The 26,030-nt window shown below is 29.9% G+C and carries 23 protein-coding genes; 12 read left to right on the top strand and 11 right to left on the bottom strand.

Going from position 1 to position 26,030, the window contains the following annotated elements; translation table 11 throughout:
• Positions 1–97: 97 nt before the first annotated feature.
• The 6 genes from L8V77_RS01865 to L8V77_RS01840 all read right to left on the bottom strand — a co-directional run bounded on the left by L8V77_RS01865 (position 98) and on the right by L8V77_RS01840 (position 6,176).
• The gene (locus tag L8V77_RS01865) at positions 98–1,261 is read right to left on the bottom strand and encodes an LPP20 family lipoprotein (protein WP_263706431.1); all 1,164 of its coding nucleotides are present in this window, start codon (positions 1,259–1,261) and stop codon (positions 98–100) included.
• Positions 1,262–1,269: 8 nt separating this feature from the next.
• Positions 1,270–2,619, bottom strand: coding sequence for a DUF6844 domain-containing protein (locus L8V77_RS01860; RefSeq protein ID WP_263706430.1), 1,350 nt, complete (start codon positions 2,617–2,619; stop codon positions 1,270–1,272).
• Between the two features lie 24 nt (positions 2,620–2,643).
• Positions 2,644–3,273 (bottom strand): penicillin-binding protein activator LpoB, encoded by a 630-nt coding sequence (lpoB, locus tag L8V77_RS01855; protein WP_263706428.1) that lies wholly within the window; start codon positions 3,271–3,273, stop codon positions 2,644–2,646.
• Positions 3,274–3,286: 13 nt separating this feature from the next.
• Complete coding sequence (locus L8V77_RS01850; RefSeq protein WP_263706426.1) at positions 3,287–3,616, bottom strand: YcfL family protein; 330 nt, start codon at positions 3,614–3,616, stop codon at positions 3,287–3,289.
• Positions 3,613–4,959, bottom strand: coding sequence for a COG3014 family protein (locus tag L8V77_RS01845; protein ID WP_263706425.1), 1,347 nt, complete (start codon positions 4,957–4,959; stop codon positions 3,613–3,615). The genes L8V77_RS01850 and L8V77_RS01845 overlap by 4 nt, the downstream gene beginning before the upstream one ends.
• A 182-nt stretch (positions 4,960–5,141) precedes the next feature.
• Entirely contained in the window at positions 5,142–6,176 is a 1,035-nt protein-coding gene (locus L8V77_RS01840; protein WP_173787074.1) for a cytochrome-c peroxidase, read from the bottom strand.
• 200 nt (positions 6,177–6,376) lie between these two features.
• Between L8V77_RS01840 and plsY the strand changes: the two genes are divergently transcribed.
• From plsY to L8V77_RS01815, 5 genes are all read left to right on the top strand, one after another.
• Entirely contained in the window at positions 6,377–6,988 is a 612-nt protein-coding gene (plsY, locus tag L8V77_RS01835; protein ID WP_263706424.1) for a glycerol-3-phosphate 1-O-acyltransferase PlsY, read from the top strand.
• Positions 6,973–7,290, top strand: coding sequence for a dihydroneopterin aldolase (locus L8V77_RS01830; protein WP_173787072.1), 318 nt, complete (start codon positions 6,973–6,975; stop codon positions 7,288–7,290). The genes plsY and L8V77_RS01830 overlap by 16 nt, the downstream gene beginning before the upstream one ends.
• Before the next feature lie 77 nt (positions 7,291–7,367).
• A complete protein-coding gene (gene hsrA / locus L8V77_RS01825) occupies positions 7,368–8,042 on the top strand; it encodes a homeostatic response regulator transcription factor HsrA (protein WP_039667907.1) in 675 nt (224 codons plus the stop codon).
• A 115-nt stretch (positions 8,043–8,157) separates the two neighbouring features.
• The gene (locus L8V77_RS01820; protein ID WP_012660922.1) at positions 8,158–8,403 is read left to right on the top strand and encodes a YfhL family 4Fe-4S dicluster ferredoxin; all 246 of its coding nucleotides are present in this window, start codon (positions 8,158–8,160) and stop codon (positions 8,401–8,403) included.
• Positions 8,403–9,899, top strand: a complete 1,497-nt coding sequence (locus tag L8V77_RS01815) for a Ppx/GppA phosphatase family protein (protein ID WP_263706423.1) — start codon at positions 8,403–8,405, stop codon at positions 9,897–9,899. The genes L8V77_RS01820 and L8V77_RS01815 overlap by 1 nt, the downstream gene beginning before the upstream one ends.
• Here L8V77_RS01815 and L8V77_RS01810 read toward each other — a convergent pair.
• Genes L8V77_RS01810 through L8V77_RS01800 form a run of 3 tightly spaced genes read right to left on the bottom strand, consistent with a single transcriptional unit; the run spans position 9,896 to position 11,366 of the window.
• A complete protein-coding gene (locus tag L8V77_RS01810; RefSeq protein WP_263706422.1) occupies positions 9,896–10,654 on the bottom strand; it encodes a hypothetical protein in 759 nt (252 codons plus the stop codon). The two genes, L8V77_RS01815 and L8V77_RS01810, sit on opposite strands and share 4 nt — an antisense overlap.
• Positions 10,651–10,947 carry a flagellar motor switch protein FliN gene (fliN, locus tag L8V77_RS01805; protein WP_012660919.1) on the bottom strand — a complete coding sequence of 99 codons (297 nt, stop codon included), beginning with the start codon at positions 10,945–10,947 and terminating at the stop codon, positions 10,651–10,653. The genes L8V77_RS01810 and fliN overlap by 4 nt, the downstream gene beginning before the upstream one ends.
• Positions 10,944–11,366 (bottom strand): hypothetical protein, encoded by a 423-nt coding sequence (locus L8V77_RS01800; RefSeq protein WP_012660918.1) that lies wholly within the window; start codon positions 11,364–11,366, stop codon positions 10,944–10,946. The genes fliN and L8V77_RS01800 overlap by 4 nt, the downstream gene beginning before the upstream one ends.
• A gap of 111 nt (positions 11,367–11,477) precedes the next feature.
• Between L8V77_RS01800 and pseI the strand changes: the two genes are divergently transcribed.
• The 4 genes from pseI (at position 11,478) to L8V77_RS01780 (ending at position 18,150) form a co-directional block, all read left to right on the top strand.
• Positions 11,478–12,512, top strand: a complete 1,035-nt coding sequence (gene pseI, locus L8V77_RS01795; protein ID WP_263706421.1) for a pseudaminic acid synthase — start codon at positions 11,478–11,480, stop codon at positions 12,510–12,512.
• A 3-nt stretch (positions 12,513–12,515) separates the two neighbouring features.
• Complete coding sequence (locus tag L8V77_RS01790) at positions 12,516–14,459, top strand: motility associated factor glycosyltransferase family protein (protein WP_263706419.1); 1,944 nt, start codon at positions 12,516–12,518, stop codon at positions 14,457–14,459.
• The gene (locus L8V77_RS01785) at positions 14,452–16,194 is read left to right on the top strand and encodes a motility associated factor glycosyltransferase family protein (protein ID WP_263706418.1); all 1,743 of its coding nucleotides are present in this window, start codon (positions 14,452–14,454) and stop codon (positions 16,192–16,194) included. The genes L8V77_RS01790 and L8V77_RS01785 overlap by 8 nt, the downstream gene beginning before the upstream one ends.
• A 78-nt stretch (positions 16,195–16,272) precedes the next feature.
• Positions 16,273–18,150 carry a motility associated factor glycosyltransferase family protein gene (locus tag L8V77_RS01780; protein ID WP_263706416.1) on the top strand — a complete coding sequence of 626 codons (1,878 nt, stop codon included), beginning with the start codon at positions 16,273–16,275 and terminating at the stop codon, positions 18,148–18,150.
• 25 nt (positions 18,151–18,175) lie between these two features.
• Here L8V77_RS01780 and L8V77_RS01775 read toward each other — a convergent pair whose 3' ends face one another.
• Positions 18,176–19,885, bottom strand: coding sequence for a flagellin A (locus tag L8V77_RS01775; RefSeq protein WP_263706414.1), 1,710 nt, complete (start codon positions 19,883–19,885; stop codon positions 18,176–18,178).
• Between the two features lie 134 nt (positions 19,886–20,019).
• Positions 20,020–21,726: a flagellin A gene (locus tag L8V77_RS01770; RefSeq protein WP_263706413.1), complete on the bottom strand. Its 1,707-nt coding sequence runs from the start codon at positions 21,724–21,726 to the stop codon at positions 20,020–20,022.
• A 197-nt stretch (positions 21,727–21,923) separates the two neighbouring features.
• On the opposite strand from L8V77_RS01770, the gene topA reads away from it, so the two are divergent.
• From topA to L8V77_RS01755, 3 genes are read left to right on the top strand one after another with little or no spacing between them, the layout of a single operon-like run.
• Positions 21,924–24,008, top strand: coding sequence for a type I DNA topoisomerase (topA, locus tag L8V77_RS01765; protein ID WP_412175127.1), 2,085 nt, complete (start codon positions 21,924–21,926; stop codon positions 24,006–24,008).
• Entirely contained in the window at positions 24,008–24,844 is an 837-nt protein-coding gene (locus tag L8V77_RS01760; RefSeq protein WP_263706412.1) for a biotin synthase, read from the top strand. The genes topA and L8V77_RS01760 overlap by 1 nt, the downstream gene beginning before the upstream one ends.
• The gene (locus L8V77_RS01755) at positions 24,825–26,003 is read left to right on the top strand and encodes a sodium/hydrogen exchanger family protein (protein WP_052241302.1); all 1,179 of its coding nucleotides are present in this window, start codon (positions 24,825–24,827) and stop codon (positions 26,001–26,003) included. Before L8V77_RS01760 ends, L8V77_RS01755 begins: the two co-directional genes overlap by 20 nt.
• The last annotated feature ends 27 nt before the right edge of the window (positions 26,004–26,030 follow it).

Below are 26,030 nucleotides of genomic sequence, written 5' to 3'. Positions count from 1 at the left end.
GGTAGCACCATAAAGCATTATGTATAAAACATAAATTTAAAAAGCTTTAGTGGTTAAACTTGAGATTATACTCAAAATAATTTTAAATTTAGGTTAATTACCAACCTAAATTTACTGTACCATTTGGATTTACACTATGTTGTTTTTCCATTCCAACACCGCTATCATCTAAAGGTCTACAAATATCATCTTTTTTAACACTTCCTTCAAGAATTTTAGCATATGATAGTTTTGGTGTTGAGCGGATAATTTGAACCTTTCCACTTTTTGTTTCTATTCTTGCTGTATTTTCTTTAGTATAAGCATCCTTTATCACTTCACCCAAAGAATAACACTCATAGATTTCATCATTACTCAAAGTTTGCGAGAAGACTACTTCATTATTACTAACTTGTGCAACTTTTAAAGGATAAATAGCATTTAAAATATCATCTGAAATTTTCTTTGCAATTTTTTCACTTAGCTTTTCACTAGCTACTAAAGAATCACCTTTAACAAAGGCTGACATGGTTAAAGTATTTGAAAATTTAATTTGTCTGGTGGCAAATAAAAGCACGCGATAATCCACCACAACATCTATTTTATTTTTATTTCCTTTGGTTTTAAGATCTACTCCACCTACATGAAATAACAAAATATAATCAGTAGCTAAAACATTCTTAAGCTTGTAAATTTCATCTTTTTGAACATCGGGATCAGAAGTTATTAATGCTTTCTCCATTTCATAATAACCTTTAGAATCTCTATCCAAAACATTAAATTTTCTACTTTGAAGAAGATTTGTGATAATTTTTTGTTGCAAAACATCACCAAGTTGTTTATTTTGTGAAGAGGAATTAAATACAGTTATGCTTCTTCTACTATCTGGCTTATAACCTGGAATATCATAGTATTTTTTAACTGAAGTTTTATATACAGTTACTTCCGCAATATAATTTCCATTCTCATCTTTTATAACATTATTTACATCATAACTATCAACCTCTCCTTTAGTTGCTTTAATAATTTTTTCTTTATACATATCAACAATATTTGTATTCTGGTTATCAGAGTAAGAAGCAACAAAAGTTTGCTTTAAGGAGTTTATATTAACACCATTTATTTTACCAATCGCCTCTATTAATGCATTATTAATAGCCTCTTCCCTTGTAAGACCACTACCTTCTCCCGTGCTTGATTTTGTATTCACAGAAGTTACCACTTTAGCTTCAAGATTTAAAAACAAAAATAATATAAGAATGACTGATTTTAGAATATTCATTTTTTTCCTTAAAAATCATCCAAAGTATTTACAATTCTAGATTTTCTATCTTCAATATTAGAAGGTTTTTTAATAACTTCTGTATTGACATCTTGTTTTGATTTTATAGGAGATACAGCATTAGTTGTGTTTACATAATTTGCATAAGAATATACACGTACAGCTCCAACGTAATTATTGCCACTTTCATCAGTATATGACCATCTTTTTATAGTTCTTATACCCCTTAAATTACCATTAGTGGAAGTAGTTGCCATTTTTACAGTTTTATCCACTATATCTTTTATAACATCTTCTGTAATTTGCTCAGAGCCATCACTAGTTTTAATAGTTTGTTTTAAAATCTGCTTTATAGAATCTCCCGTTTGTCTTTCATCTCTTAAGCTAACCTGAGTATTAACAAATTCTCTAATAGCTACATCTGCTTCAGCTATAGCACTTTCTTGAGCATTTCTTTTAATACGATTTACAATATTACTATCATTAGATGTTTTATTATAACCCCAATTTCCATAACTAATAATCAAAGGCTCTCCATTTTCATTATAGACCATACGAATTCCATATTCATTGATATAACCTTGAATATTTTTTGGCAAGAATTCTTTAACAGGATATCCTTTTCCTTTTATACTAGGAGTACGATTTTTTTGTATATCATCTGCAAACATTCGAGTTTTATCAGAAACTACTGCAATAACACCGACTTGATAAGCTCCACCATCATCTGTTTTTGTTACAAAAGTCTGCACAGGAACAAGTCCACTCATAGATCCAAAAGCACTTGTTATAGTCTTGCTTATAAACTCATCTCTAAAAATTTCTTTTTTTCTCTCTTCTGTTAACCCTTGAACATTCACACCTAAATCTTGTAAAGCCTTATCTAATTTTGCACCTGTCAATTGAATAACTTTATCCATAATTTGGGATAAAGCGCCTCCTTTTGGAAGCTCTTCAAATTCTCTAGCATTAGATGAGCTATCTTCGTAGTAATTAGATATTTTTTGATTTGCTATTCTTCCAAACGCATCTCTAATAAAATTTGCTTGAATAGATTGCATAGCTCTTCTGTAAGCTAAATTTACTGCCTTAGCAAAATTTGGATCATCGATAACTATAGAATCGCCTGTATAGAATGTTCTACCATTTTCAGTTTGACCATAAGTTATACCTTGGTTGCTTTCGTATTCATCAAAATAATCTTGAACTGTCTTATTTTTATTTTCTTTGTTTTCTACTGGAATATTCATTTCATTTTGAACTTTAACATCCTCTTGAGTAATTTCAACTTGTGGAGTAGACTGAGCATACAAAAAACTTACTACTAACAATGATCCAATAATAAATCTTTTTTTCATAATATCTTTCCTTGTTGTTTTATATCACCAGCTTACAGTTTTGCTAGATCCTAATTTATTAATCCTATTAGTTTTTTGCCATACCACTAAGCCACTAACTTTTTCTGCTAATTTCATCACAAAAAAATACTCAACTTGAGTTTTTCCATTACTTAGTTTTACATTTTTTTGATCAATTCGCCCTTGCAAGGTAAGCGAAGCACTAATTTGCGTATAATCTTTAGATACTGTAGACTTGTCATATCTATCATCATCCCTATCGCTCATAACATCATCTATATTGTTTTGAGTAGCACTATCATTACCCTGAGTAGCTGAAGCTGCAAATTTACCTGAATTTATAAGTTCTTCCACCATTAAATCAGTCAAATTTCTAGTATCTATTCTTAAAGCTGTATTATTTACCACATCATAAACCGCCACAATAGCTTTACCTGAATTTCCTATTTTATTTACAACATATCCTGAATTAAATAAACTATTTAGCATTTCTTTAGCAGTATTGTCAAAATCCTCTCCAGTTAAAGCCATGCTTAAAGAATCACCTTGTTTTACCTTTGCTGCGGTTCCATCTACATAAGTAGGTTGTTGCATACACGCACTAAACAAAACACCTATAACTGCCACGCTTGTTAAAATTTTAATTTTTTTCATTATTTATCCTTTTTTATTTAATATATATTTTATATTTTTTTGCTTCCTTATTACTAGCTATATTTTGTATAATATACTCTTGTTTAGCTAATAATCTTATATTTTTATAGTTTCTATCAATAGTATTTTTTACAACAAATCCATCTTTATCAAACCATTCTATTTTATAAGAAAGTTTTTTATCAACAGAACTATAAAAAATAATCTGCACTTCTAATAATCCTGCATTATTTATTCTTTCTTTTACACTTTTTACATTTGTATGTTTAAAGTTTACATCAAGAGTATCTTGTGAAACCAATAACATACAATTTAATAACAATGAAAAAATTATCTTTTTCATTTTTCTATAATATTTATACTTGGAGCAATATTAGGTGCAAAAGAACGCACTACAACCAATACATTTTTGTTTGGATTAACTTGCTTTTCAAACAACACATCATTGTTTGGAGTTTTAATCGTAATTTTACCTGTATTTTTTACCATAACAACACCAATATTTTGTGGTAATCCTCTCCAAGATCTAACATCTGCTTGAGTTGTTGTTGCACTCATAACACCACTAGCAAGGCTTAAAAAACCTCCTGTTGAGTCATTATTAGCTACTGCTGCATTAATAGTGGTTTTTAAAATAGTTGAAACTATTGCTTTTGTAACTATTGATGGTTGCTCGAACTTAAACTCGCTTGCTACAACATTATCCAAATCAACCAATTTTGTAGTATTAGTATCATTTGCACTTAAATACTCAAAAGACTGACTTCTTTTTTTTAGCTTAGGTAGAGCAATAGAAGTTGTCGTAAGAGTGTCATTTAAGATCAAAGGCAGAGTTAATTTAAACTCATCCTTTACCACACCAAAACCATTTTCATACACAACAAAAATATTATTGTCTTTTTGATTGGCACTGCTAATTACCTTCCATTCTTTATTAATTTCACTATTTTTTGGATTTAAAATTTTTATCTCTTTAAATAAGTCTTTAGCTAAAGTATAATCTTTACTCATATAATAAAAAATCGAAGCTAGATAAGTTGCATAAGGATTGGTAAAATTTTCACTTGTTGAAAATTCTTCAAACAAAGCATCATACTGAGCGTTTATTTGTTTTGCTGATTCACTAAAATTTTTATTAAAATTTGGATCTTCTTTTTTTGCTTTTTCTAATTCTGCTTTATTTTTAGCAATTTGAGCTTTAAAATAATCTTTTGCTCTATCTTGACGTAATAAAGCTCTTTTAAACTCCACTCTTGCATTATTATAATCACCTTCACTCATGAAATTTAAGCCCTTATATACATTAACCATAATTCTTTCGTATAAAGAACCATCATAATCCAGTATAGAATCATTTATTAATGTAGTTGCGGCTGTTTTAGCAACTTTTTGAGTACCACTTCTTAAATCTACATCAACTTGATAAGATTCCTCAACCTTATCAAAAAATTCATTACTAAGATTAAAATTACCACAATTTTTTGCGATCAAACCTGCATTTAATCCTACATATACTGGATCATCTTTTTTATCTACCTTACTCATTTCTTGAGTAAAAAACTCATTAGAACAATTTTTCTGTACCAATTTTTGCTCCAACTCATTATTCACCTTTGGATGATTAGTACACGCGCTAAACAAAACTACTGTTGCTGGAATAATGCTAAACAGAAATTTATTTTTCATAAACAAATCCTTAAGTTAAATTAATAATTATTTAAAATTATACACAAAAAAACATTATAAATCAATAATTACATTGCAAATACAATCAAATAATAATTTACAAAATAATAAAGAAAAAGTTAAATACATTTAAACTGTAAAATATTATTTCCCCAAAGAAATATCTTTAGGGAAAATTTTAATTAAAGCTCTGGTTTTGGAGTTTTTTCAGTAGCTTTTGGAAGTTGAGGATAAGTAATGCTTGGTTTTTTACCTGTTAGAGCATGTAAGAAAGTTTCTATAGAAGCTGCTTCTTTGTCAGAAATTTCTATGCCAAGTTGCACACTACCCATTTCTTTAATCGCATCTTGTAAAGACCAAATAGCGCCATTATGGAAGTATGGAGCTGTTTCGGCAATATTTCTTAAAGTTGGAGTTTTAACTAAACCATTTGCATCACCTTTAAAATCACCTACATTTGCAAATTTATATTTAGCTGCCACTTGGAAAGCTTGCATGCTACCACCTAAATTTACTCCTGTATGACAAGCTGTACAGCCTTTATCGATGAAAGTTTTTAAACCTTCTTTTTCTTTTTTGCTTAAAGCTTTTGTATCACCTTCTAAGAATTTATCAAATTTAGATGGAGTTAGAAGTGTTCTTTCAAATGTAGCAATAGCATCTGCTATATTATCAAAAGTTACCCCATCATTACCATATATTTTTTTAAATTCTTTAACATATTCTGGCATAGAAGAAATTTTTTCTACTGCTAATTTAGCAGGAGTTGCCATTTCAGGCTCTGCCTCAATTGGTCCTTTTGCTTGATCTGCTAAAGTACCTGCTCTACCATCCCAAAATTGAGTTGAATTTAAAACAGAGTTATAAACTGTTGGCGAATTTAAATGATGAGGATTAGCAGTCCATTTGTGTCCTACAGCTGCTGCTATACCATCAGCACCACCCATACCTAAGTTGTGACAGGTATTACAAGAAATCAAACCACTTTTAGAAAGTCTTGGTTCAAAATACAGCTTTTTACCAAGATTAGCTTTTTCTTTAGAAAACTTGCTAGCTTTAACGCCCATTTCTTTTAATAGTTTTTCAACGCCTGCTTGATCCTTTGGCAAAGGTGCTAAACCTGCTGCTTTTGCTTCATCAAGCAAAGCTTTATCGTTAGCAAAAGCAGTTGATGCAACTAATAATGATGATGCAACTAATAATGAAATTTTTTTCATTATTCACTCCTAAATAAGATAAAATAAAGCCTATTTAAAATAAACTTATTGAAAATATATCTATAATTTTCTTTAAATAAAATAAAAAATTTCTATTTAAAAATAAAAATTATTATAGGATAAAATATCTCTTAAATATTTATTTCAGAGTTTTTTGCTATCATTATTATAAATCTTTATAGAATTAGGATAGAAAGTAAATGGAAAATTTAATAATTTATCTTTTAGCTTATCTTATAGGTGCTATACCTTTTGGTCTTTTACTAGCTCAAATTTTTGCCAAAACAAATATCAAAAATGCAGGCAGTAAAAGCATAGGTGCTACCAATGTTTTAAGAGTAGTAAAAGAAAGTGATCCTAAGCTTGCCAAAACACTTGCTGTTGCAACAATTGTCTTAGATGCACTTAAAGGAATTGTACCTATATTAGTAGCAAAAATTTTAGGCTATGATGAAAATATCTTATGGACTATGGCGGTTTTAGCAGTATTTGGCCATTGTTTTTCTCCTTATTTAAAATTTGAAGGTGGCAAAGGAGTAGCTACTGGAGCTGGGGTTTTAGCAGTATTTTTACCTTTTGAGATTATATGTGCACTTTTGGCTTGGTTTATTATAGGTAAGGTATTTAAAATTTCAAGCTTAGCCTCACTTGGAGCTTTAATTGTTTTAATTGTAACTTCTTTTATATTTCATTATGATATGCCTGTGATTAATACCCATGCGCCAGTATTTATCATCGCCTTTATAGTAGTTTATAAACACGTACCAAATATTTTAAGGCTTATTGGAAAACAAGAATGCAAAGTCATATAAAAGTTAGCTTAGAATTTAAATGCATTATAGGGCTTTTGGATTTTGAAAGAATTCAAGAGCAAAAAGTCCTAATAGAATTAGAAGCTAAAAGTAAGAAATTTTTAGATTATGCAAAATTATGCACTAGAATAGAAAAAATCTATAAAAAGAAAAAATTTAAGACTATAGAAAAATCTTTAAAATATATATGCAAAGATATTAAAAAACATCATAAAAAACTTCAATTTATAAATATTACTTGTTATAAGCCCGATATCATCAAAAATGCGTGCGTTGGAGCTAGTTTAAGCAAAAAATATTAAAAATTTTTTAAAGAATTTTGAACATTTGCTTAATTTGTGTTATACTTTTGCACTAAAACTATCTTCAAAGGAATAAAATGCGTATTTTAGTTGTAGAAGATGAAGCATCGCTTAATAAAACTTTATCAAACACTTTAAATGAGTTTGGCTATCAAAGCGACACTTCAGAAAATTTTAAAGACGCTGAGTATTTTATAGGTATTAGACATTATGATTTAGTATTATCAAATTGGACTATAGGCAATAATGATGCAAGCGATTTGATCAATGCTATCAAACAAAAATCTCCAAGAACTGCTATAGTAACAATGTGTACAAAAGCAGATAAAGAAAATGAAATTAAAGCTTTAAAAGCTGGAGCAGATGATTATATAAAAAAACCTTTGGATTTTGAAATTTTAATGGCAAGAATCGAAGCTAGACTTAGATTTGGCGGGACAAATGTGATTAAGATTGATGATTTAGTGATTGATCCTGATGAAGAAAAAATCACTTATCAAGGAAAAGACATAGAGTTAAAAGGAAAGCCTTTTGAAGTTTTAACTCACCTTGCTAGACACTCTGATCAAATCGTATCAAAAGAACAACTTTTAGATGCTATTTGGGAAGAACCTGAACTTGTAACTCCAAATGTTATAGAAGTTGCAATCAATCAAATAAGACAAAAAATGGATAAACCTCTTAATATTTCCACTATAGAAACTGTGCGCCGCAGAGGATATCGCTTTTGTTTTCCTAAAAAAACTAACTAAAAAATTTTTAGAATGATTTGATCATTCTAAAAATTAAATATTTTTATCTCTTTTTAAATTAGCTATAAGTTTTTATATAGTATAAGTTTGCTTTATTATCAATAAAAGGAAAAGTATGTCACTTTTAATCACTAGAGAATGTATATCCTGTGATGCATGCAGAGAAGAATGCCCAGATGAAGCAATTTATGATAATGATCCAATCTATGTCATAGATCCTGATTTATGTACTGAATGTGTGAATGAATTTTCAGAACCAGCCTGTATAGTGGCCTGTCCAGTAGATTGTATCATACCTGATCCTGATAATGTAGAAAGTATTGATGAGCTTCGCTTAAAACATAAAAATAAAGATATTTAATGGCTAAAAAAACAGCAGTAATTGATCTTGGCTCTAACTCCGTTCGTATGGTAGTTTTTGAAAGAACCTCAAGATATGGTTTTTTTATTTGCAGTGAACACAAAAAGAAAGTAAGACTTGGAGAAAATGCTTATAATAACAACAAAATCCTTCAAGAAGAAGCCATGTTTAAGGCCGAGAAGGCACTAGCTTATTTTAAAGAAAAAGCTGTAAAAGAAAAATGCAGGAAAATTATTGCTGTTGGAACTTCTGCGCTAAGAGATGCGCCTAATGCAAAAGAATTTATTACTAGAATATCAAAGAATGTGGGTTTAAATATAAAATGCATTAATGGTAAAACAGAATCATTTTTAGGTGGTCTTGCTGCGTTAAATTTACTATCAAATATTCAAAATGCCACCACCATAGACATAGGTGGAGGATCAACCGAGCTTTGTTTGATTAAAGAAGGTAAAATTATAGATTGTATTTCGCTTGATCTAGGAACTGTAAGATTAAAAGAAATTTTTTATGATACTAAAAGATTAAATGCTCTAGATCAATTCATACAAGAAGCTCTAATGCAAGTTCCAAAACATTTTCAAAGTGAAAATATTATTGCTATAGGTGGAAGCTTAAGAGCATTGTCAAATTCTATAATGAAAAAAAATTCCTATCCTTTAAAAATAATCCATAATTTCAGCTATAGCTTTGAAAAAGAAAAAAATTATATAGAAAAAATTCAAAATGCAAAAAATTTAACAGATTTTGATATCAAAAAAGATCGTTTTGATACTATAAAAGAAGGTTGTGTCATATTTTTAGCCTTAGCTAAAAAACTCAAAGCTAAAAATATCATCACTTCAGCAGTAGGTGTCAGAGAAGGCGTGTTTTTATCTAATCTTTTTCAAAAATACGCCAAAATAAAAAACGACACTAATGACTTTTCGCAATTTAATGCCAAATTTCCGCCAAATTTCAACCCAAGTTTAAAATCCTTACAAGATCGCTTTGGTGTTGATTATAAAGATAAAAGTGCTTATTTTGCAAGTAAATTATTTGATGTGCTTTTACCTATTCACAAAATAAGTTCAGATTTTAAAAAAGATCTTTTAAGCGCTGCTAAATTAGCCCATATAGGTGAAAAAATTAATTTTTATTTTGCTAATGAACATAGCGCCTATATGGCAATGAGTGGCTTAAACTTTGGCTTTTCACACAAAGAAATTTTGCTTATTGCAACTCTTTTAAAAGCCAATGGTAAAAAAATAAACCCCCTTGCCATAGAACATGTTAAAGAATTATTACCAAATAACCATATATTAGCTTGGCTTAATTTTATTCTAGCACTAGCAAAAAAACTTGCTAAAGATAGTGATGAAAATCTTGATTTTACATTAAAAAATCATACCTTATATATTTATTCAACAAAAAAACAAATTTATTTTTCAAGAGAAGAAATCAAAAAAATTTCAAAGCCAAAACTTATTGTTTTAGCTTTTAATCAATCTAATTAAGCATTTTGTTTTAAAAGTAAATTTTGCAATCTTTGTTTATTTTCTTCAAAATAAGAATCAAAGTCTTTTTCTTTTGGTTTTTGGGATGTTTTGTTTTGTTCCTCATTTTTCATCATAGCTTCACTTGTTTCTAATACCACATTAGAATTTCCTATGATCATAGTATAGCGTTTTAAGCCATACTCAAAGACTACAAGTTGGTTATGTCTATCAAGCGGTCTTTGAAAAATCAAAGTAAAATTTCTATCTAAAGGATGTTTTTGTCTTAAATACATTTTTAAAAACCAAAGTCCAACAAGCAAAAGTATCAAAACACTTACAACTAAAATATAATTTGTAAAATCATACTCTTGCATTTTTATCTCCTCATTTTTTTCTTCTAAGCTATTTTTAGTTGCTAAATTCATACCTTCTTTTTGAGCGCGTAGTCTTAATCCATATTCACCAATCGTATCTGCATTAATTTGTATCTTATCGCCAACACTTAAGGCTATAAAAGTTTTTTTACCTTCTGAAAAAATTTTTATTTTTTTAATAATGCTAGAATTTAATGTCTTATCTTCTTCTTTAACACTTTGAGCATTTAGTGTAAAAATAATAATATCGCCTTTTCTCTTTTGACTAATGCCTTCTTTATAAGGAATATCAAATGAAAAAGTAATATCCACCCTATCTTCTCTAGGATAGATATTATAATCAAGAATTTTTGCCCCAAAAAGAGGCAAAGCAAGTAGTAAAATCCAAATAAATTTCATTGCAATTCTTTTTTAAAATACTGCAATACTGATTTAGAATCTAAAATCTCATTAATTCTTATGGCAAGGTTTTTTTCATACACCATTACCTCACCTTTTCCAAAAATTCTTTTATTCAAGTAAAGCTCCACACTTTCACCTGCTGGCTTTTCAAGATCTATCACAGAACCAACTTCTAGCTTTAAGAGTTCTCTCACACTCATATTAGTCGTGCCAAGCTCACTAACAAAATCAACACTAATGTCTAAAATATCTTCATAAGATTGTAATAATCCTAAATGATCTTCTATCATATTTTTTTATAACCTATTCTAAAGGAAGCATTTTTTACTTCATAAGTAAATTTTTCTTTGAGTTTAATTTTTGAAAATCCATCAATACGCCCTAAATACTCAGGAACACCTAAACGATACTCATCTTTTCCATTAGTATCATTAAGTAGCTTTTTAGCATAGCCTATGATTTGATTAGCCACTTCTTTAACTAAATCTGCCAATCCATCTTCTTTTAATTCTTCATGTAATAAAAATTGTGCAATTTCATTTAAAGCTTGTTTTTGAAAAAACAAATAAAAACTATATTCCTCATCTTTAAAATACAAAGGTATAGAAGCCCCATAAAGTTCGCCTCTAATCACGCTTTTTTGTGAAATTTTTAATTTTAAAATATGCTCAAAAAAATGATAAATCGAATACTCAAGTGTTTTAGTCATAGCTTTTCCTTAATAAACTTATAATAAATTTATTTTACTAAATAAACCTTTAATCATAATTAATAATTAAAATATAAAATACTATAATTTTGATTTGCTAAAAGGCTTTTAATGTTTATAGAAAATTTTAATTTAGATGAAAAAGTTTTTATCATTGCCGAGCTTTCAGCTAACCATGCAAACAGCCTTGAAGTAGCCTTAAAAACCATACAAGCAGCTAAAAAAGCAGGGGCTGATGCTATAAAAATTCAAACCTATACCCCAGATAGCTTAACGCTAAATTCTGACAAAAAAGATTTTATTATCGAAGGTGGTTTGTGGCATGGACGTAAACTATACGAATTATACGAAGAAGCTAAAACGCCTTATGAATGGCATGAAAAACTTTTTGAATGTGCTAAAAATGAAGGGCTAATCTGCTTTTCTAGTCCTTTCTCTAAAGAAGATGTGAATTTTTTAAAACAATTTAATCCCCCAGCTTATAAAATCGCTTCTTTTGAAGTAAATGATTATGATTTTGTGCGTTATGTGGCAAAAGAAAACAAACCTACTTTGGTTTCTACAGGTATAGCTTATGAAGAAGAGCTTGAAATGGTTATTAAAATTTTCCAAGAAGAAAACAACCCAAATCTAATTTTGCTTAAATGCACTTCGGCTTATCCTTCACAAATTTGTGATTTAAATCTAAACGCCATCAAAACTTTACAAGAAAAATTTAAAACCATAGTAGGCTTAAGCGATCATAGTGAGGGTTTTTTAGCACCTACTTTAGCAGTAGCTCTTGGAGCAAAAGTCATAGAAAAACATTTTATATTAGATAAAAGCTTAAATAGTGCTGATGCTAAATTTAGTCTTGATTTTGACGAATTTAAGCAAATGTGCTCCATGGTACGCTTGAGCGAGCAAGCACTAGGTAAATCTAGCTTAACAATAGATGATAAAACCTTAAAAAATCGTCATTTTGCAAGAAGCTTATATGCGAGTAAAGATATAAAAAAAGGTGAAATTTTTACACAAGATAATGTAAAAAGCATAAGACCAAACCTAGGCTTACATCCTGAATTTTTACCTATCATACTTGGTAAAAAAGCAAGTTGCGATATAGAATTTGGACAAGCATTAAAAAAAGAAGATTTTTTGGAGTAGATTATGGATAAAAAATTATTCAAAAAAAACCTTAACTCCCTGAAGAATGAAATTTTAAAAAATAAACTAAAAAATTTAAAACCAAATAAATTTAAAGTAAGCATAGGAACCGACCCTTTAGATATCAATTTTATAAGTAATGACAAAATCACAAAAAGCAAACTTTATGAAAATTCTTTAGTGCATTTAAATGAAAAATTAAATTTATACAATGATAAGTATTTTCTATATCCTGTGCTTTATTTTTTTGGATTTGGCAATGGAATTTTATACAAGGCTCTTTTGCAAAATCAAAATCATCAGAAAATTGTAGTTTTTGAATGTGAGCTTGAATTTATCTATTTAAGTTTTCATTTTGTTGATTTTAGCAAAGAGCTGGATAAAGATACTTTGATTATACTAGACATCAATGAATTAAATATGTTTGATTTTCAAATTTTATGTAGCAAGAGTCCTTTTTTCCAGTTTTTAAGAGTTTATTTTTTAGAAATTCATTGTGACTACTATGAAAAATATCATGATGAAATTTTACAGACCAATAAAAATATACAAAAACATATAAAGCAAAACATATTAAACTATGGTAATGATTCAACAGATGCTTTTATTGGTATAAAAAATTATCTTCACAATTTACCCAATCTAATTTCAAATTTAAGCTTTAATGAGTTAATTTTAAAAAGAAAAAAAGCATGTAAAAATGCTATTATAGTCTCAACTGGCCCTTCTTTAACCAAACAACTTCCACTTTTAAAACAATACGCAAATTACGCTGGTATATTTTGCGCTGATGGTTCATACCCTATACTAGCTAAAGAAGGCATTAAACCTGATTATGTTTTTTCATTAGAAAGAATAGAAAAAACAAGCGAATTTTTCAATAATAATTTTAAAGAATTTGATAAAAATATTTTATTTATACTATCTAGTGTTGTTCATCCAAATACCATAAAATATCTAAAACAAAATCATAGAAATTTTATGCTTATGCAAAGGGATTTATCTTTTAATAATTATTTTAACTTAAAAGACTTTGGAAAACTCTCAAATAGTCCAAGTGTGGCAAATATGGCATACTTTGTAGCAGTGCTTCTTGAATACGAAAATATAATTTTTATAGGGCAAGATCTTGCCTATGCTAAAGATGGAAGTTCTCATCCTAAAGACTACCATTATTCTAGCACTTGCGATACATATCGCAGAGTTCATATAAATACTCTAGCATATGGAGGAAAAGAACAAATTAAAACCCATGAAGTATGGAATATGTTTAGAGTTGAATTAGAAAAAAAAATAAATTTTGCAAAAAACACCTTTCAAATTACAACATACAATGCCACAGAAGGTGGGGCTAGGATAGAAGGAACCATAGAAAAACCTTTTAAAGAACTTTGCGAAGAATTGTTGAAAAAAGAATCAGTTAAAAATTTTGCAAAAATAAACGGAATTAACAAAGAAAATAAAAAAATAGAATTACTATTAAAATCTTTTTACAAGCTACATCAAGCTAGAAAAATTTGTGAAGAGTTAATCATCAAATGCTCATCTTTAGCCAATAAGGTGCATTTACTTATTGACAACGAGAATAACTTTTCTAAAATCATAGAACAATTTGATACTTTCAAAGATCATATAAGTAAAATTTTAGTCATACAAGAAATTATTTGGCCTCTATTTATGCAATTTGAATTAAATTTGGCAAAAATTTATGTCTTACATCCAAAAACCCAAGAAGATGTTTATAATAAAAAATTATTATGGATAAAAGAGCATTTAGAGTGGTTAATCCTTATTGAAAATCATATAAAAATTTTAAAAGAAACTATAGAAAATAATTTTTCAAGATTTGAAAGTATTTTAATAGAAAAGAATATGCAAAAATATATACAAAAAATTCAAATTTCAAAATCCCATAAAACTAAAATTTCACAGGATAAATATGAATAAAGAATTATTTTTAAAAAACACTCAAGCTCTTTTTGAAGTTGATCAAATATTAGCTTATGAATTAAGAAAATTAACTGATATTCAAAGATTTCAACTTATAGAAAACAAAATTTTTGACACATGCAATCAAATATTTTTAGACGAAAACCATTCTTTTGACTTTGAAAAATTTGAGTTATATCCAGTATTGTTTTTTTACGGCTTTGGTGATGGGAAATTTTTCTTAGAACTTTTAAAAAATCAACACTTAAAGCATATCATAATCTTTGAAGATGAATTAGAAATTTTATATTTAGCCTTTCATATGCTTGATTTTTCTGCATTTTTAAGAAAAGAAAAATTGATTTTATTTTTTACACCAAATATCAACACCGCCCAAATCAAAGTTTTGTTTAATTATCCAAATATCAAACATACATTAAAAATTTTTAATTTTCACTTTTATAATGAATTTTACACCAATTTTTACTCATCTAACGCCCAAAATATAATGCAAACTATGCTAAATACAATCAAAACACTCATGCTCACTCGAGGAAATGATCCAAAAGATGCTTTAATAGGAATAAAACATAATGTTATAAACCTAGAAAAAATCATCGCCCACACCCCTTTTAAAAGCCTAATAAAAGACAGAAAAGCAAAAGCAAAAAATGCTATAATAGTTTCAACGGGTCCATCTTTAATCAAACAACTACCTCTTTTAAAAAAGTACCAAGAAAATGCGGTGATTTTTAGTGCTGATAGCTCTTATGCGATTTTAGCAAAAGAAGGAATCAAGCCTGATTATGTTTTTTCACTAGAAAGAATAAATCTTACAAGTGAATTTTTTAATAATGATTTTGGAGATTTTGATAAAGATATATTATTTATCATTGCTTCTTTAACTCATCCTAAAACCATAGAGTATTTAGAAAAAAATAATAGAAACTATATGCTTGTTTTAAGACCTTTGTTTTTTGAAAGCAAACTTGGTTTAAATGAGTATGGCTTTTTAGGAAATGCTATGAGTGTTGCCAATATGGCTTATGAACTTGCTGGAGCTTTAAGATTTGAAAATATCATTTTAATAGGACAAGATCTAGCTTATAGTGATGATGGCAAATCACACCCAAAAGAACACCTATATGGAGATCAAGGAGATAAGGAAGTAGTCTATAAGGAAATCACTGCTTATGGTGGCAATGGAAAAGTAAAAACACAACTTACTTGGTATTTGTTTTTAAAAAGTTTTGAAAAAGATATTGCTCTTGCAAAAAATATCCTAAATATAAAAACATACAATGCTACAGAAGGCGGAGCTAGGATAGAAGGAACCATAGAAAAACCTTTTAAAGAGCTTTGCGAAGAAATGCTAAAAGAAAAAATTGACAAAAATATCGCTTTAACAAAACCAAAAAATCCTCAAAAAAAAATCAAACAATGTAAAGAAAAACTTATCAAACAAACAAAACAATGCGAAATATTTATTAATGAGTGCAAAAAAGCTATTAAAGAAAAAAACTTAGAAAAACTAGAAAAACTGAGATTAAAACTACCAAAAAGTGATTTTTTTTCAGATATTGTACAAGCTAGGTGTTTTCAAAATGAATGTGAAGTTTTAAAACACAAAGTTACGAAAGTTAAAAATATAGAATTTTTCTTAGCTCAGCAAATTGACTTTTTTGAAGAAATCGTTTTGTATTTAGAAGAATATAACAAAGTTATACAAGAAAATTTAAGACCTATTGTTTAAAATTATATAGCATTGAAATATGAAGTATTGCTTTAAAAAGACGATTTATAATCATAAAATATCTAAGGATAAAAATTCATGAAAACAGAGATTTTTAAAAACAATATCAAAGCTTTAAAAGGGGGAGAATTTCAAACCTTAAAAAGAAAACTAAGTAAAATTAAAGAAGCAAAAGATTACACTTATGTTTTTGATAAAGATCCCTTAAACTGCAATATATGTTATAAAAATTTAAAAAATATATATAAAGATCCTTTGAAAGAATTGCAAGAAAAAATAGAAATTTTTAATAAAGAATACCTGAGATATCCTGTGTTATTTTTTTATGGACTAGGCAATGGAATTTTTTACAAAAGTTTATTAGCCAATAAAGCTCATGAAAGAATTATTGTTTATGAAAAAGATATAGAACTTATATTTTTAGTCTTTAATATGATTGATTTTTCCAAAGAGCTTCTAGAAGGAAGGTTAATTATCGTTCACACCAAGGAAATAAACTATGCTAAAACAGATTTAATCTGTAGTTTATTGGGTTTGTTTTTAAGGACTTATGATTTGCACATTCATTCGCATTTTTACGAAGATCAAAAAAAAGAAATTCAATACATCAACACCTTAAATTCTAAAATAATTAAAAATATAGCCTTACGAAAAGGAAATGATCCTATAGATGCTATGCAAGGAGTAGAACAATTTGTTTTAAATTTACCCAAAATGCTAACACATCCAAGTTTTAAAGAGTTAAAACAAAAAAGAAGCAATAAAAGTCAAAATGCTATTTTAGTAGCTACCGGACCTTCTTTAAAAAAACAACTCCCATTGCTCAAAAAATATGCTAACAAAGCAACTATTTTCTGTGTAGATAGCGCTTATTCTATCTTAGCAAAAGCAGGTATCAAACCTGATTATGTTTGTATGCTTGAAAGAGATGATGTGGTAGCCAAATGCATAGATAATGATTTTGGTGATTTTGATAAAGATATAACTTTTATTTTTGTATCTTTAGTACATCAAGATAGTATAAAATTTTTAGAAAAAAATAAAAGAAAATATATTTTAGTTTCTAGAGCTTATGCTTTTGCTTATTCTTTGGGATTACATGATTTTGGCTATGTTAGTGGAGGTATGAGTGTTGCGCACTTAAATTATGAACTAGCTCTTTTATTAGGACATAAAAACATTATTTTAATAGGTCAAGATTTAGCTTATTCTAATGATGGGAAAACACATAGTGATGGCTTTATATACGAAGAACAGTTAAAAGATGATTTTAAGCGCGACTATGGCAAATACGAAACCTTGGCATATGGCGGAAAAGGTCGTGTACAAAGTTCTGAAGTATGGTTAATTTTTAAACAAATTTTTGAAAATTTATTCCATAAACAGACAAAATCAAAAATTTATAATGCTACAGAAGGTGGAGCTAGGATAGAAGGAGCTATAGAAAAACCTTTTAAAGAGCTTTGCGAAAATTTACTTACTAATGAAATCAAAAAGCCTTTTCCAAAATTGCAAAAACCAAAACTTAAAGATAGCAACGAGCTTATGCTACAAGCTTATAAGAAAATCAAACAACACATCAAAGCAAGTGATAAATTTTTTAAAGAATGTAAAAGATTACATAAGGCACTTAATAATCAAAGTAAAGTCCGTTATACCCCTCAAGAATTAAATGCTCAAATAGATACTCTTAAAACAACACTAGAGAGTCAAAAATATATTTTTTTAAGAGAAGTTATCTCTCCTTCTTTATTTCATCTAGAAAGCACTATTTCTAAAATTTATGTTTCTCCTATACACAACGAAAGTGATAAACAAAACAAACTTACAGCTTGGATATTAGCGCACAAAACTTGGCTTGAAGATATAGCAGAATTAACCTTGGTACAAGAAAAAGCTTTAAAAATTGCTATCATGCCTTTGCAAGATATATTAGAAAAAAGAAATTTAATATAAAGTGGGTAAAAAACCCACTTTGGATTTATTGTAAAAGTTTTAGAACATTTTGCTGTACAGCATTAGCCTGACTCATAGCATAAGATCCACTTTGAGCTAGGATGTTATACTTAGAAAAGTTTGCACTTTCTGCAGCAAAGTCTACATCTCTGATATTTGATTCAGCTGATTTGATATTTACTTGAGTTACACTGATGTTATTAAGTGTAGCTGTGATTTGATTTTGCACTGCACCGATGTCAGCTCTGATAGCATCAAGATTTGCTGTAGCAGTTTCAACTATATCCATCATAGCCATAGCACCTTTAAGTGTAGTAACACCAGGCGCTTGATCATTTGCTGCTATATTAGCGCTAGTTGCGAATGCAGCAAACTGGCTTGAACCATCACCGTTTGCACTAAAACCAAAAGCATTAGAAAATGCTGTTATAAATGCTAAAGCATCTGTAGAGTTATACACTAAAGACATATTTTTTCCGCTACCTACAGAATATCCTGAGCCAGCACTCATACCACTACCTGCTGCATTCATAAATGTAGAAACAGATGAAAAGGTAACTACCATTTTTCCACCACCCTTATAAGCATTAAAGCCCATAGCATCAGCAATATGCGAGTCTATTCTTCCTTTTGATTCTCTTAATGATACAGAAGCTTGAGAAATCATATCAGTTGCTCCCATACCTATAAAGCTTAGTCCACTTCCTGAAATTAAGATATCTTTACCATCATTTTTAACTAATGATAAACGACCATAGTTTTTATAATCATCTTTTAAAATACCTGCTCCAGGACCCATGCTACCAGTGATTTCTATACCTCTACCATCTCTTGAGTTAAGCACCAATCTACCATTAGCATCTCTTGAAGCTTCAACACCAGTACTATCTTTTACTGAGTTAATAGCTGAAATCAAAGCTCCATTTTGATCACTATCTTGGTATTCTATCCTACCTATCTTAACTCCATTAATAGCAAAATCATCACTAGTAACACCTTCCTTAATAGGCCCCACTCCAGTAGTTTCTACTAAATAATTTGCTCTAATACCAGTTATATCAGCTACTCTGTTAATCTCTTCAGCTAAAGCACCCATACCAGTACCTACTGAAGATGAAATCACTACAGGTTGGAATTTAAAATCATCTACACCATTGTAGTTTTTAATAGTAAGTTGAGCTACACCACTAGTATGAGACATAGATCCTGTTTCAAATCTAGTAACACCAATTTTACTTGATTGAGTTGGTCCTATGCTAGCTTTTACAGTTTGATTTGACTGAGCACCGATTTGAAATTCTTGATTAGTAAAATTTCCACTTAAAAGCTGTTTACCATTGAATGCTGTAGTATTTGCGATATTATCAAGCTCTTCCATCAAACGGTTAATATCAGCTTGAAGCATATTTCTTGTTTTAGTGCTTTGCCCATCTTGAGCAGCTTGAGTTGCTTTTACTTTGATAGTATCTAAGATTTTAAGTTGCTCATCCATAGCCTTATCAGCTGTTTGCAAAATACCTATAGCATCATTACCATTGTTAATAGCTTGACCCAAAGTTGCAGCTTGAGATCTTAAGCTATCTGCAATAGCCATCCCAGAAGCATCATCTGCTGCAGAGTTGATTCTAAGACCTGAACTAAGTCTAGACAAAGACTTGTCTAATTCTCTTGCTGTTATAGTTGAATTTGCATGTGCATTCATTGCACCTATGTTGGTGTTTATTCTAAAACCCATTTTAAATCCTTTCAAAATATTGCTTGTTTTCTATAAAAGCAATAAGTGTTCCAAATATAAGAAAGTAAATGGGAAATAAAATAAAAAGTGAGAGAAAAACACCTTGAATATTCAAGGTGTTTTGGATTTCTTTACTATTGTAATAATCTCATTACATTTTGCTGTACAGCATTAGCCTGACTCATAGCATAAGATCCACTTTGAGCTAGGATGTTATATTTAGCAAAGTTTGCACTTTCTGCTGCAAAGTCTACATCTCTGATATTTGATTCAGCTGATTTGATATTTACTTGAGTTACACTGATGTTATTAAGTGTAGCTGTGATTTGATTTTGCACTGCACCGATGTCAGCTCTGATTTGATCAAGATTAGTAATAGCAGTTTCAGCTATATCCATTACAGCCATAGCACCTTTAAGTGTAGTAACACCTGCTTGTTGATCTTTAGCTGCTATATTAGCGCTAGTTGCGAATGCAGCAAACTGGCTTGAACCATCGCCTTTTGCGCTAAAACCAAAAGCATTAGAAAATGCTGTTACAAACGCTAAAACATCATTATTATAAACTAAAGACATATTTTTTCCGCTACCTACAGAATATCCTGAGCCAGCACTCATACCACTACCTGCTGCATTCATAAATGTAGAAACAGATGAAAAGGTAACTACCATTTTTCCACCACCCTTATAAGCATTAAAGCCCATAGCATCAGCAATATGAGTATCGATATTACCTTTTGATTCTCTTAATGATACAGAAGCTTGAGAAATCATATCAGTTGCTCCCATACCTATAAAGCTTAGTCCACTTCCTGAAATTGCGATATCTTTACCATCATTTTTAACTAATGATAAACGACCATAGTTTTTATAATCATCTTTTAAAATACCTGCACCAGGACCCATGCTACCAGTGATTTCTATACCTCTACCATCTCTTGAGTTAAGTACCAATCTACCATTGGCATCTTTAGACGCTTCAACACCTGTGGTATCTTTTACTGAGTTAATAGCTGAAATCAAAGCTCCATTTTCATCTCCATCTTTATACTCAACTTTACCTATCTTAACCCCATTGATAGAAAAATCTTCACTCGTAGTATCTGCTTTTATGGTAGTAGCCCCAGTGGTTTGAACTAAGAAATTTGCTCTAACACCAGTTATATCAGCTACTCTGTTAATCTCTTCAGCTAAAGCACCCATACCAGTACCTACTGAAGATGAAATCACTACAGGTTGGAATTTAAAATCATCAATACCATTATAGTTTTTAATGGTAAGTTGAGCTACACCACTAGTATGAGACATAGATCCTGTTTCAAATCTAGTAACACCAATTTTACTTGACTGAGTAGCACCTATGCTAGCTTGGATTGTTTGATTTGACTGAGCACCAATTTGAAATTCTTGATTAGTAAAACCACCACTTAAAAGTTGTTTACCATTGAATGCTGTAGTATTTGCGATATTATCAAGCTCTTCCATCAAACGGTTAATATCAGCTTGAAGCATATTTCTTGTTTTAGTGCTTTGTCCATCTTGAGCAGCTTGAGTTGCTTTTACTTTGATAGTATCTAAGATTTTAAGTTGCTCATCCATAGCCTTATCAGCTGTTTGTAAAATACCTAAAGCATCATTACCATTGTTAATAGCTTGACCCAAAGTATTAGCTTGAGATCTTAAGCTATCTGCAATAGCCATCCCAGAAGCATCATCTGCTGCAGAGTTGATTCTAAGACCTGAACTAAGTCTAGCAAGAGAGTTGTCTAATGCTCTTGAGTTTAAATTTGCATTGTTTTGAGCATTTAAAGATGCCACGTTAGTATTTATACGAAATCCCATTTTAAATCCTTTTAAATAAATTCAACCGCTTCCATGCCGTTGTTTAGACTATATCGAAAATAAAGAAAAAAATTTTATACTTTTAAAATATTTTATTTGTAACTTATTTTAGATTATTCATTTAAAAACCCATCTAAGCAAAAAATTTAACTTTTTTTTATACACTTTTACTAATTTTAATCCTCACAAGGAAAATAATGAAAAATTTAATCATAGTAGAATCACCTGCTAAAGCTAAAACCATAGGTAATTTTTTGGGTAAAGACTATGAAGTAATAGCCTCTAAAGGTCACATTAGAGATCTACCTAAAACTAGCTTTGGTATAAAAATAGAAGATGAAAATTTTAAACCTGAATATAGAATTTCAAATGATCATTCAAGCTTAGTAAAAGAACTCAAAGAAAAGGCTAAAAAAGCAAAAACCATCTACCTTGCAACCGATGAGGATCGCGAGGGTGAAGCCATAGCTTATCATATAGCTAAGGCTATCAATAAAGATGAAAATTCCCTGCCACGCATAGTTTTTCATGAGATCACTAAAAGTGCCATAGAAAATGCTTTAAAAAACCCAAGATCTTTAAATATAAATAGCGTCAATGCTCAACAAACTAGACGCTTACTTGATCGCATAGTAGGTTATAAACTAAGCCCTTTACTAAATCAAAAAATTCAAAAAGGCTTAAGCGCAGGGCGTGTACAAAGCGCAGCTTTAAAAATCATCGTCGATAGAGAAAGAGAAATTAAAGCTTTTGTTCCTTTGAAATATTTTAGTATAGATATGATTTTTGAAAAAGACTTACAAGCTGAACTAGTTGAGTTTCAAAACCAAAAGATAGAAAAACTAAGTCTAACTAATGAAGATAGAGCCAAACTTATCTTTAAGGCTTGTAAAAATGCTAACTTTAAAATAAAAGATATAGAAAGTAAAGATAGAAAAATAGCCCCACAAGCACCTTTTATGACCTCAACTTTGCAACAAAGTGCGAGCAATCGCCTAGGTTTTAACCCTAAAAAAACCATGATGATAGCTCAAAAACTTTATGAGGGCGTAAAAACTCATCAAGGCATTATGGGTGTGATTACTTATATGAGAACTGATAGCTTAAATATCGCAAAAGAAGCCTTAGAAGAAGTAAGAAAGCTCATTAAAAGTGATTTTGGTAAAGAGTACTTGCCAAGCAAAGCACATATTTACACCACTAAAAGCAAAGGTGCTCAAGAAGCACATGAGGCTATAAGACCGACTAATCTTAGCTTTACTCCAAAACTTGCAAGTGAGTTTTTAGAAAAAGATGAAGCAAGATTATATACTTTAATATACAATCGCTTCCTAGCTTCACAGATGAATCCTGCTATATCTCAAACTCAAAATGTCTATGCAAAATCAAATGAAGCAAGTTTTAAAATAAGTGGTAGAAAAATTTTATTTGATGGGCATTATAAAGTATATGGGGATATGGACAAAGATAAAATTTTACCTAATTTAAAACTAGAAGATACATTAAATATCCAAAATATAGAATTAAACCCACATTTTACCGAGCCACCTTCAAGATACTCTGAAGCTGGGCTTGTTAAAAAGCTAGAAAATCTTGGTATAGGACGCCCTTCAACTTATGCTCCAACCATCTCTTTACTTAGCGCAAGAGAATATGTGCATATAGATAAAAAACAAATCATACCTAATGAAATAGCCTTTGTTGTAACAGAAGTTTTAGAGCAAAACTTTAGCGATATAGTAGATAGTGATTTTACTTCTAAAATGGAAGATAAACTTGACATCATAGCAGAAGGCAAAATGGACTGGCAAGAAGTTTTAAGAGAGTTTTATTTTCCTTTTATGAGAAAAATCGATGAGGGTAAAAAAAATATAAAAAGTCAAAAAACTTTTACAAAATTAGATGAAACATGCCCTGATTGTGGTGGTGAGCTTGCTATAAGAAAAGGAAGATATGGAGAATTTATAGCTTGTTTAAATTTTCCAAAATGCAAATACTCAAGAAATTTAAAACAAGAAACACAAAATGAAGAAAAAAGTGAGAAAAAACTCAACACCATAGGTGTAAAATGCCCAAGCTGTCAAGAAGGCGAGATTGTGGAGCGTTTTTCTAAGCGTGGTAAATTTTATGGCTGTAGTGCTTATCCAAAATGTAACTATATAAGCAAATACAAACCAAGTGAAGAAAAATGTAGCGAGTGCGGTGAAACTTTGATCATCAAAGAGCTTAAAAAAGGCACATTTTTAGAGTGCTTAAAATGCAAAATCAAAAAGGAAATATAATGCAAATCATGCTTTGTGCTATATCTAATATAGCAAGTGGAGGGTGCGGGGAGGACTGCAAATACTGCACTCAAAGTGCTCATGTGAAAACCAATATCAATAAATACAAAAGAAAAGATATAGATCAAATTGTTTTAGAAGCTAAAATGGCTAAGAAAAATGAGGCTTTGGGTTTTTGTTTAGTTACAGCAGGAGCTGGGCTTGATGATGAAAAACTTGAATATGTATGCAAGGTAGCTCATGCGGTGCAAAAAGAAGTAAAAGGACTTTTACTCATAGCTTGCAATGGCATAGCAAATTTAGAACAACTCAAAGAATTAAAAAAAGCAGGAATTTTTTCTTATAATCATAATCTAGAAACATCTAAAGAATTTTTCCCAAACATTTGCTCTACGCATACTTGGGAGCAAAGATTTCAAACTAATCTTTATGCTAAAGAAGCAGGTTTAATGCTTTGCTGTGGTGGAATTTATGGTCTTGGAGAAAGCGAAGCTGATAGAAAAAGTTTTAGAGCAAGTTTAAAAGAGCTTGATCCTTTTTCTTCGCCTATTAATTTTTTCATACCAAATGAAAATTTAAAACTCAAACAAGCTTTACTTGATCCTGATGAGGCGTTAAATATCATCAAAGATACTAAAAAAGACTTACCAAATGCACATATCATGGTAGCAGGTGGTAGAGAAGTAGTGCTAAAAGAAAGGCAATATGAAATTTTTGACGCAGGAGCTAGTGCTATAGTAGTGGGCGATTATCTTACAACTAAAGGCGAAGAACCTAGCAAAGACATACAAAAACTAAAACAAATGGGATTTAGCTTTGCTAGCTCATGCCATTGATGCTCAAGCTGCTACGGATTTAAAAATTTTATTAGTCGTAGCAGGATGTTTGCTTACTTCACCTTATATTGCTAAATTTTTAAAACTCCCACTTTCAGCCACTGAAATCATGCTTGGTTCTTTTATAGGATTTTTGGGTTTCATAGGAGAAAGTGAGAATTTTAAACTTTTAGCTAATGCGGGATTTTATTATCTTATGTTTATTGCGGGTATGGAGATTAACCTTAAAACCTTTTTAAACACTGAAAGAAGCTTACTTAATAAAGCTTTTATTTACATTATACTTTTATATGCTTTTAGTATTTTAGCGGTTGAAAGTATAGATATTTCTTATATTTTTGTCATTATTATACCTGTTATGAGCGTAGGTTTACTCTCAACACTTTATAGAGACTTTGGCAAAAACTGTGAGTGGCTTAATGTATCTATGGTAGTAGCCACTTTAGCTGAAGTTGTAAGCATAGTTTTGCTTACCATAGCTGCAGCATTTTTGGGAAAAGGAGCCGATCTTTTCTCACTCACTCAAAATTTATTATACTTAGTAGGATTTTTAGCACTTTGTATTTTTGGATTTAAATTTTTAGAAGTGCTTTTTTGGTGGTATCCACAGCTTAAAACCATACTCATGCCTTGGCAAGATCAAAACGAAAAAGATATAAGATTTTGCATGGCAATTTTCATAGCCATAGTTGCGATTATGATTTATTTTAAACTTGAAGTTGCACTTGGAGCTTTTATAGCAGGTTCATTTATAGCTACTTTTTTTGATCATAAAAAAGACTTAGAGCATAAACTTTCTAGTTTTGGTTATGGCTTTTTAATCCCTATATTTTTCATCTATATAGGCTCAAGTTTTAAACTCCAAATGCTTTTAAACCCTCAAGTTTTGCTCATAGCTTTTTCGCTAACTGCCTTTATGATAGGACTAAGAATACTTTGTGCTATGACTTTTGTAAAAATACTTGGTTTAAAAAACACCTTTTTATTTGGCCTAAGCCATTCTATGCCACTAACCTTACTCATCGCAGTAGCTACGCTTTCTTATCAAACCAATATCATCACTCAAGATATATACTCGGGGCTAGTGCTTACTGCTTTACTTGAAGCAATTTTAGCCATTAGCTTAATTAAATTTATTAATAATCTTAGTAGAAAATAATTCTACTAAGTATTTATATAAAATTGC

This window comes from Campylobacter sp. IFREMER_LSEM_CL2127, assembly GCF_025771745.1.
Classification (GTDB): Bacteria; Campylobacterota; Campylobacteria; order Campylobacterales; family Campylobacteraceae; genus Campylobacter_D.
This window is presented reverse-complemented; position numbering and strand designations above follow the sequence as displayed.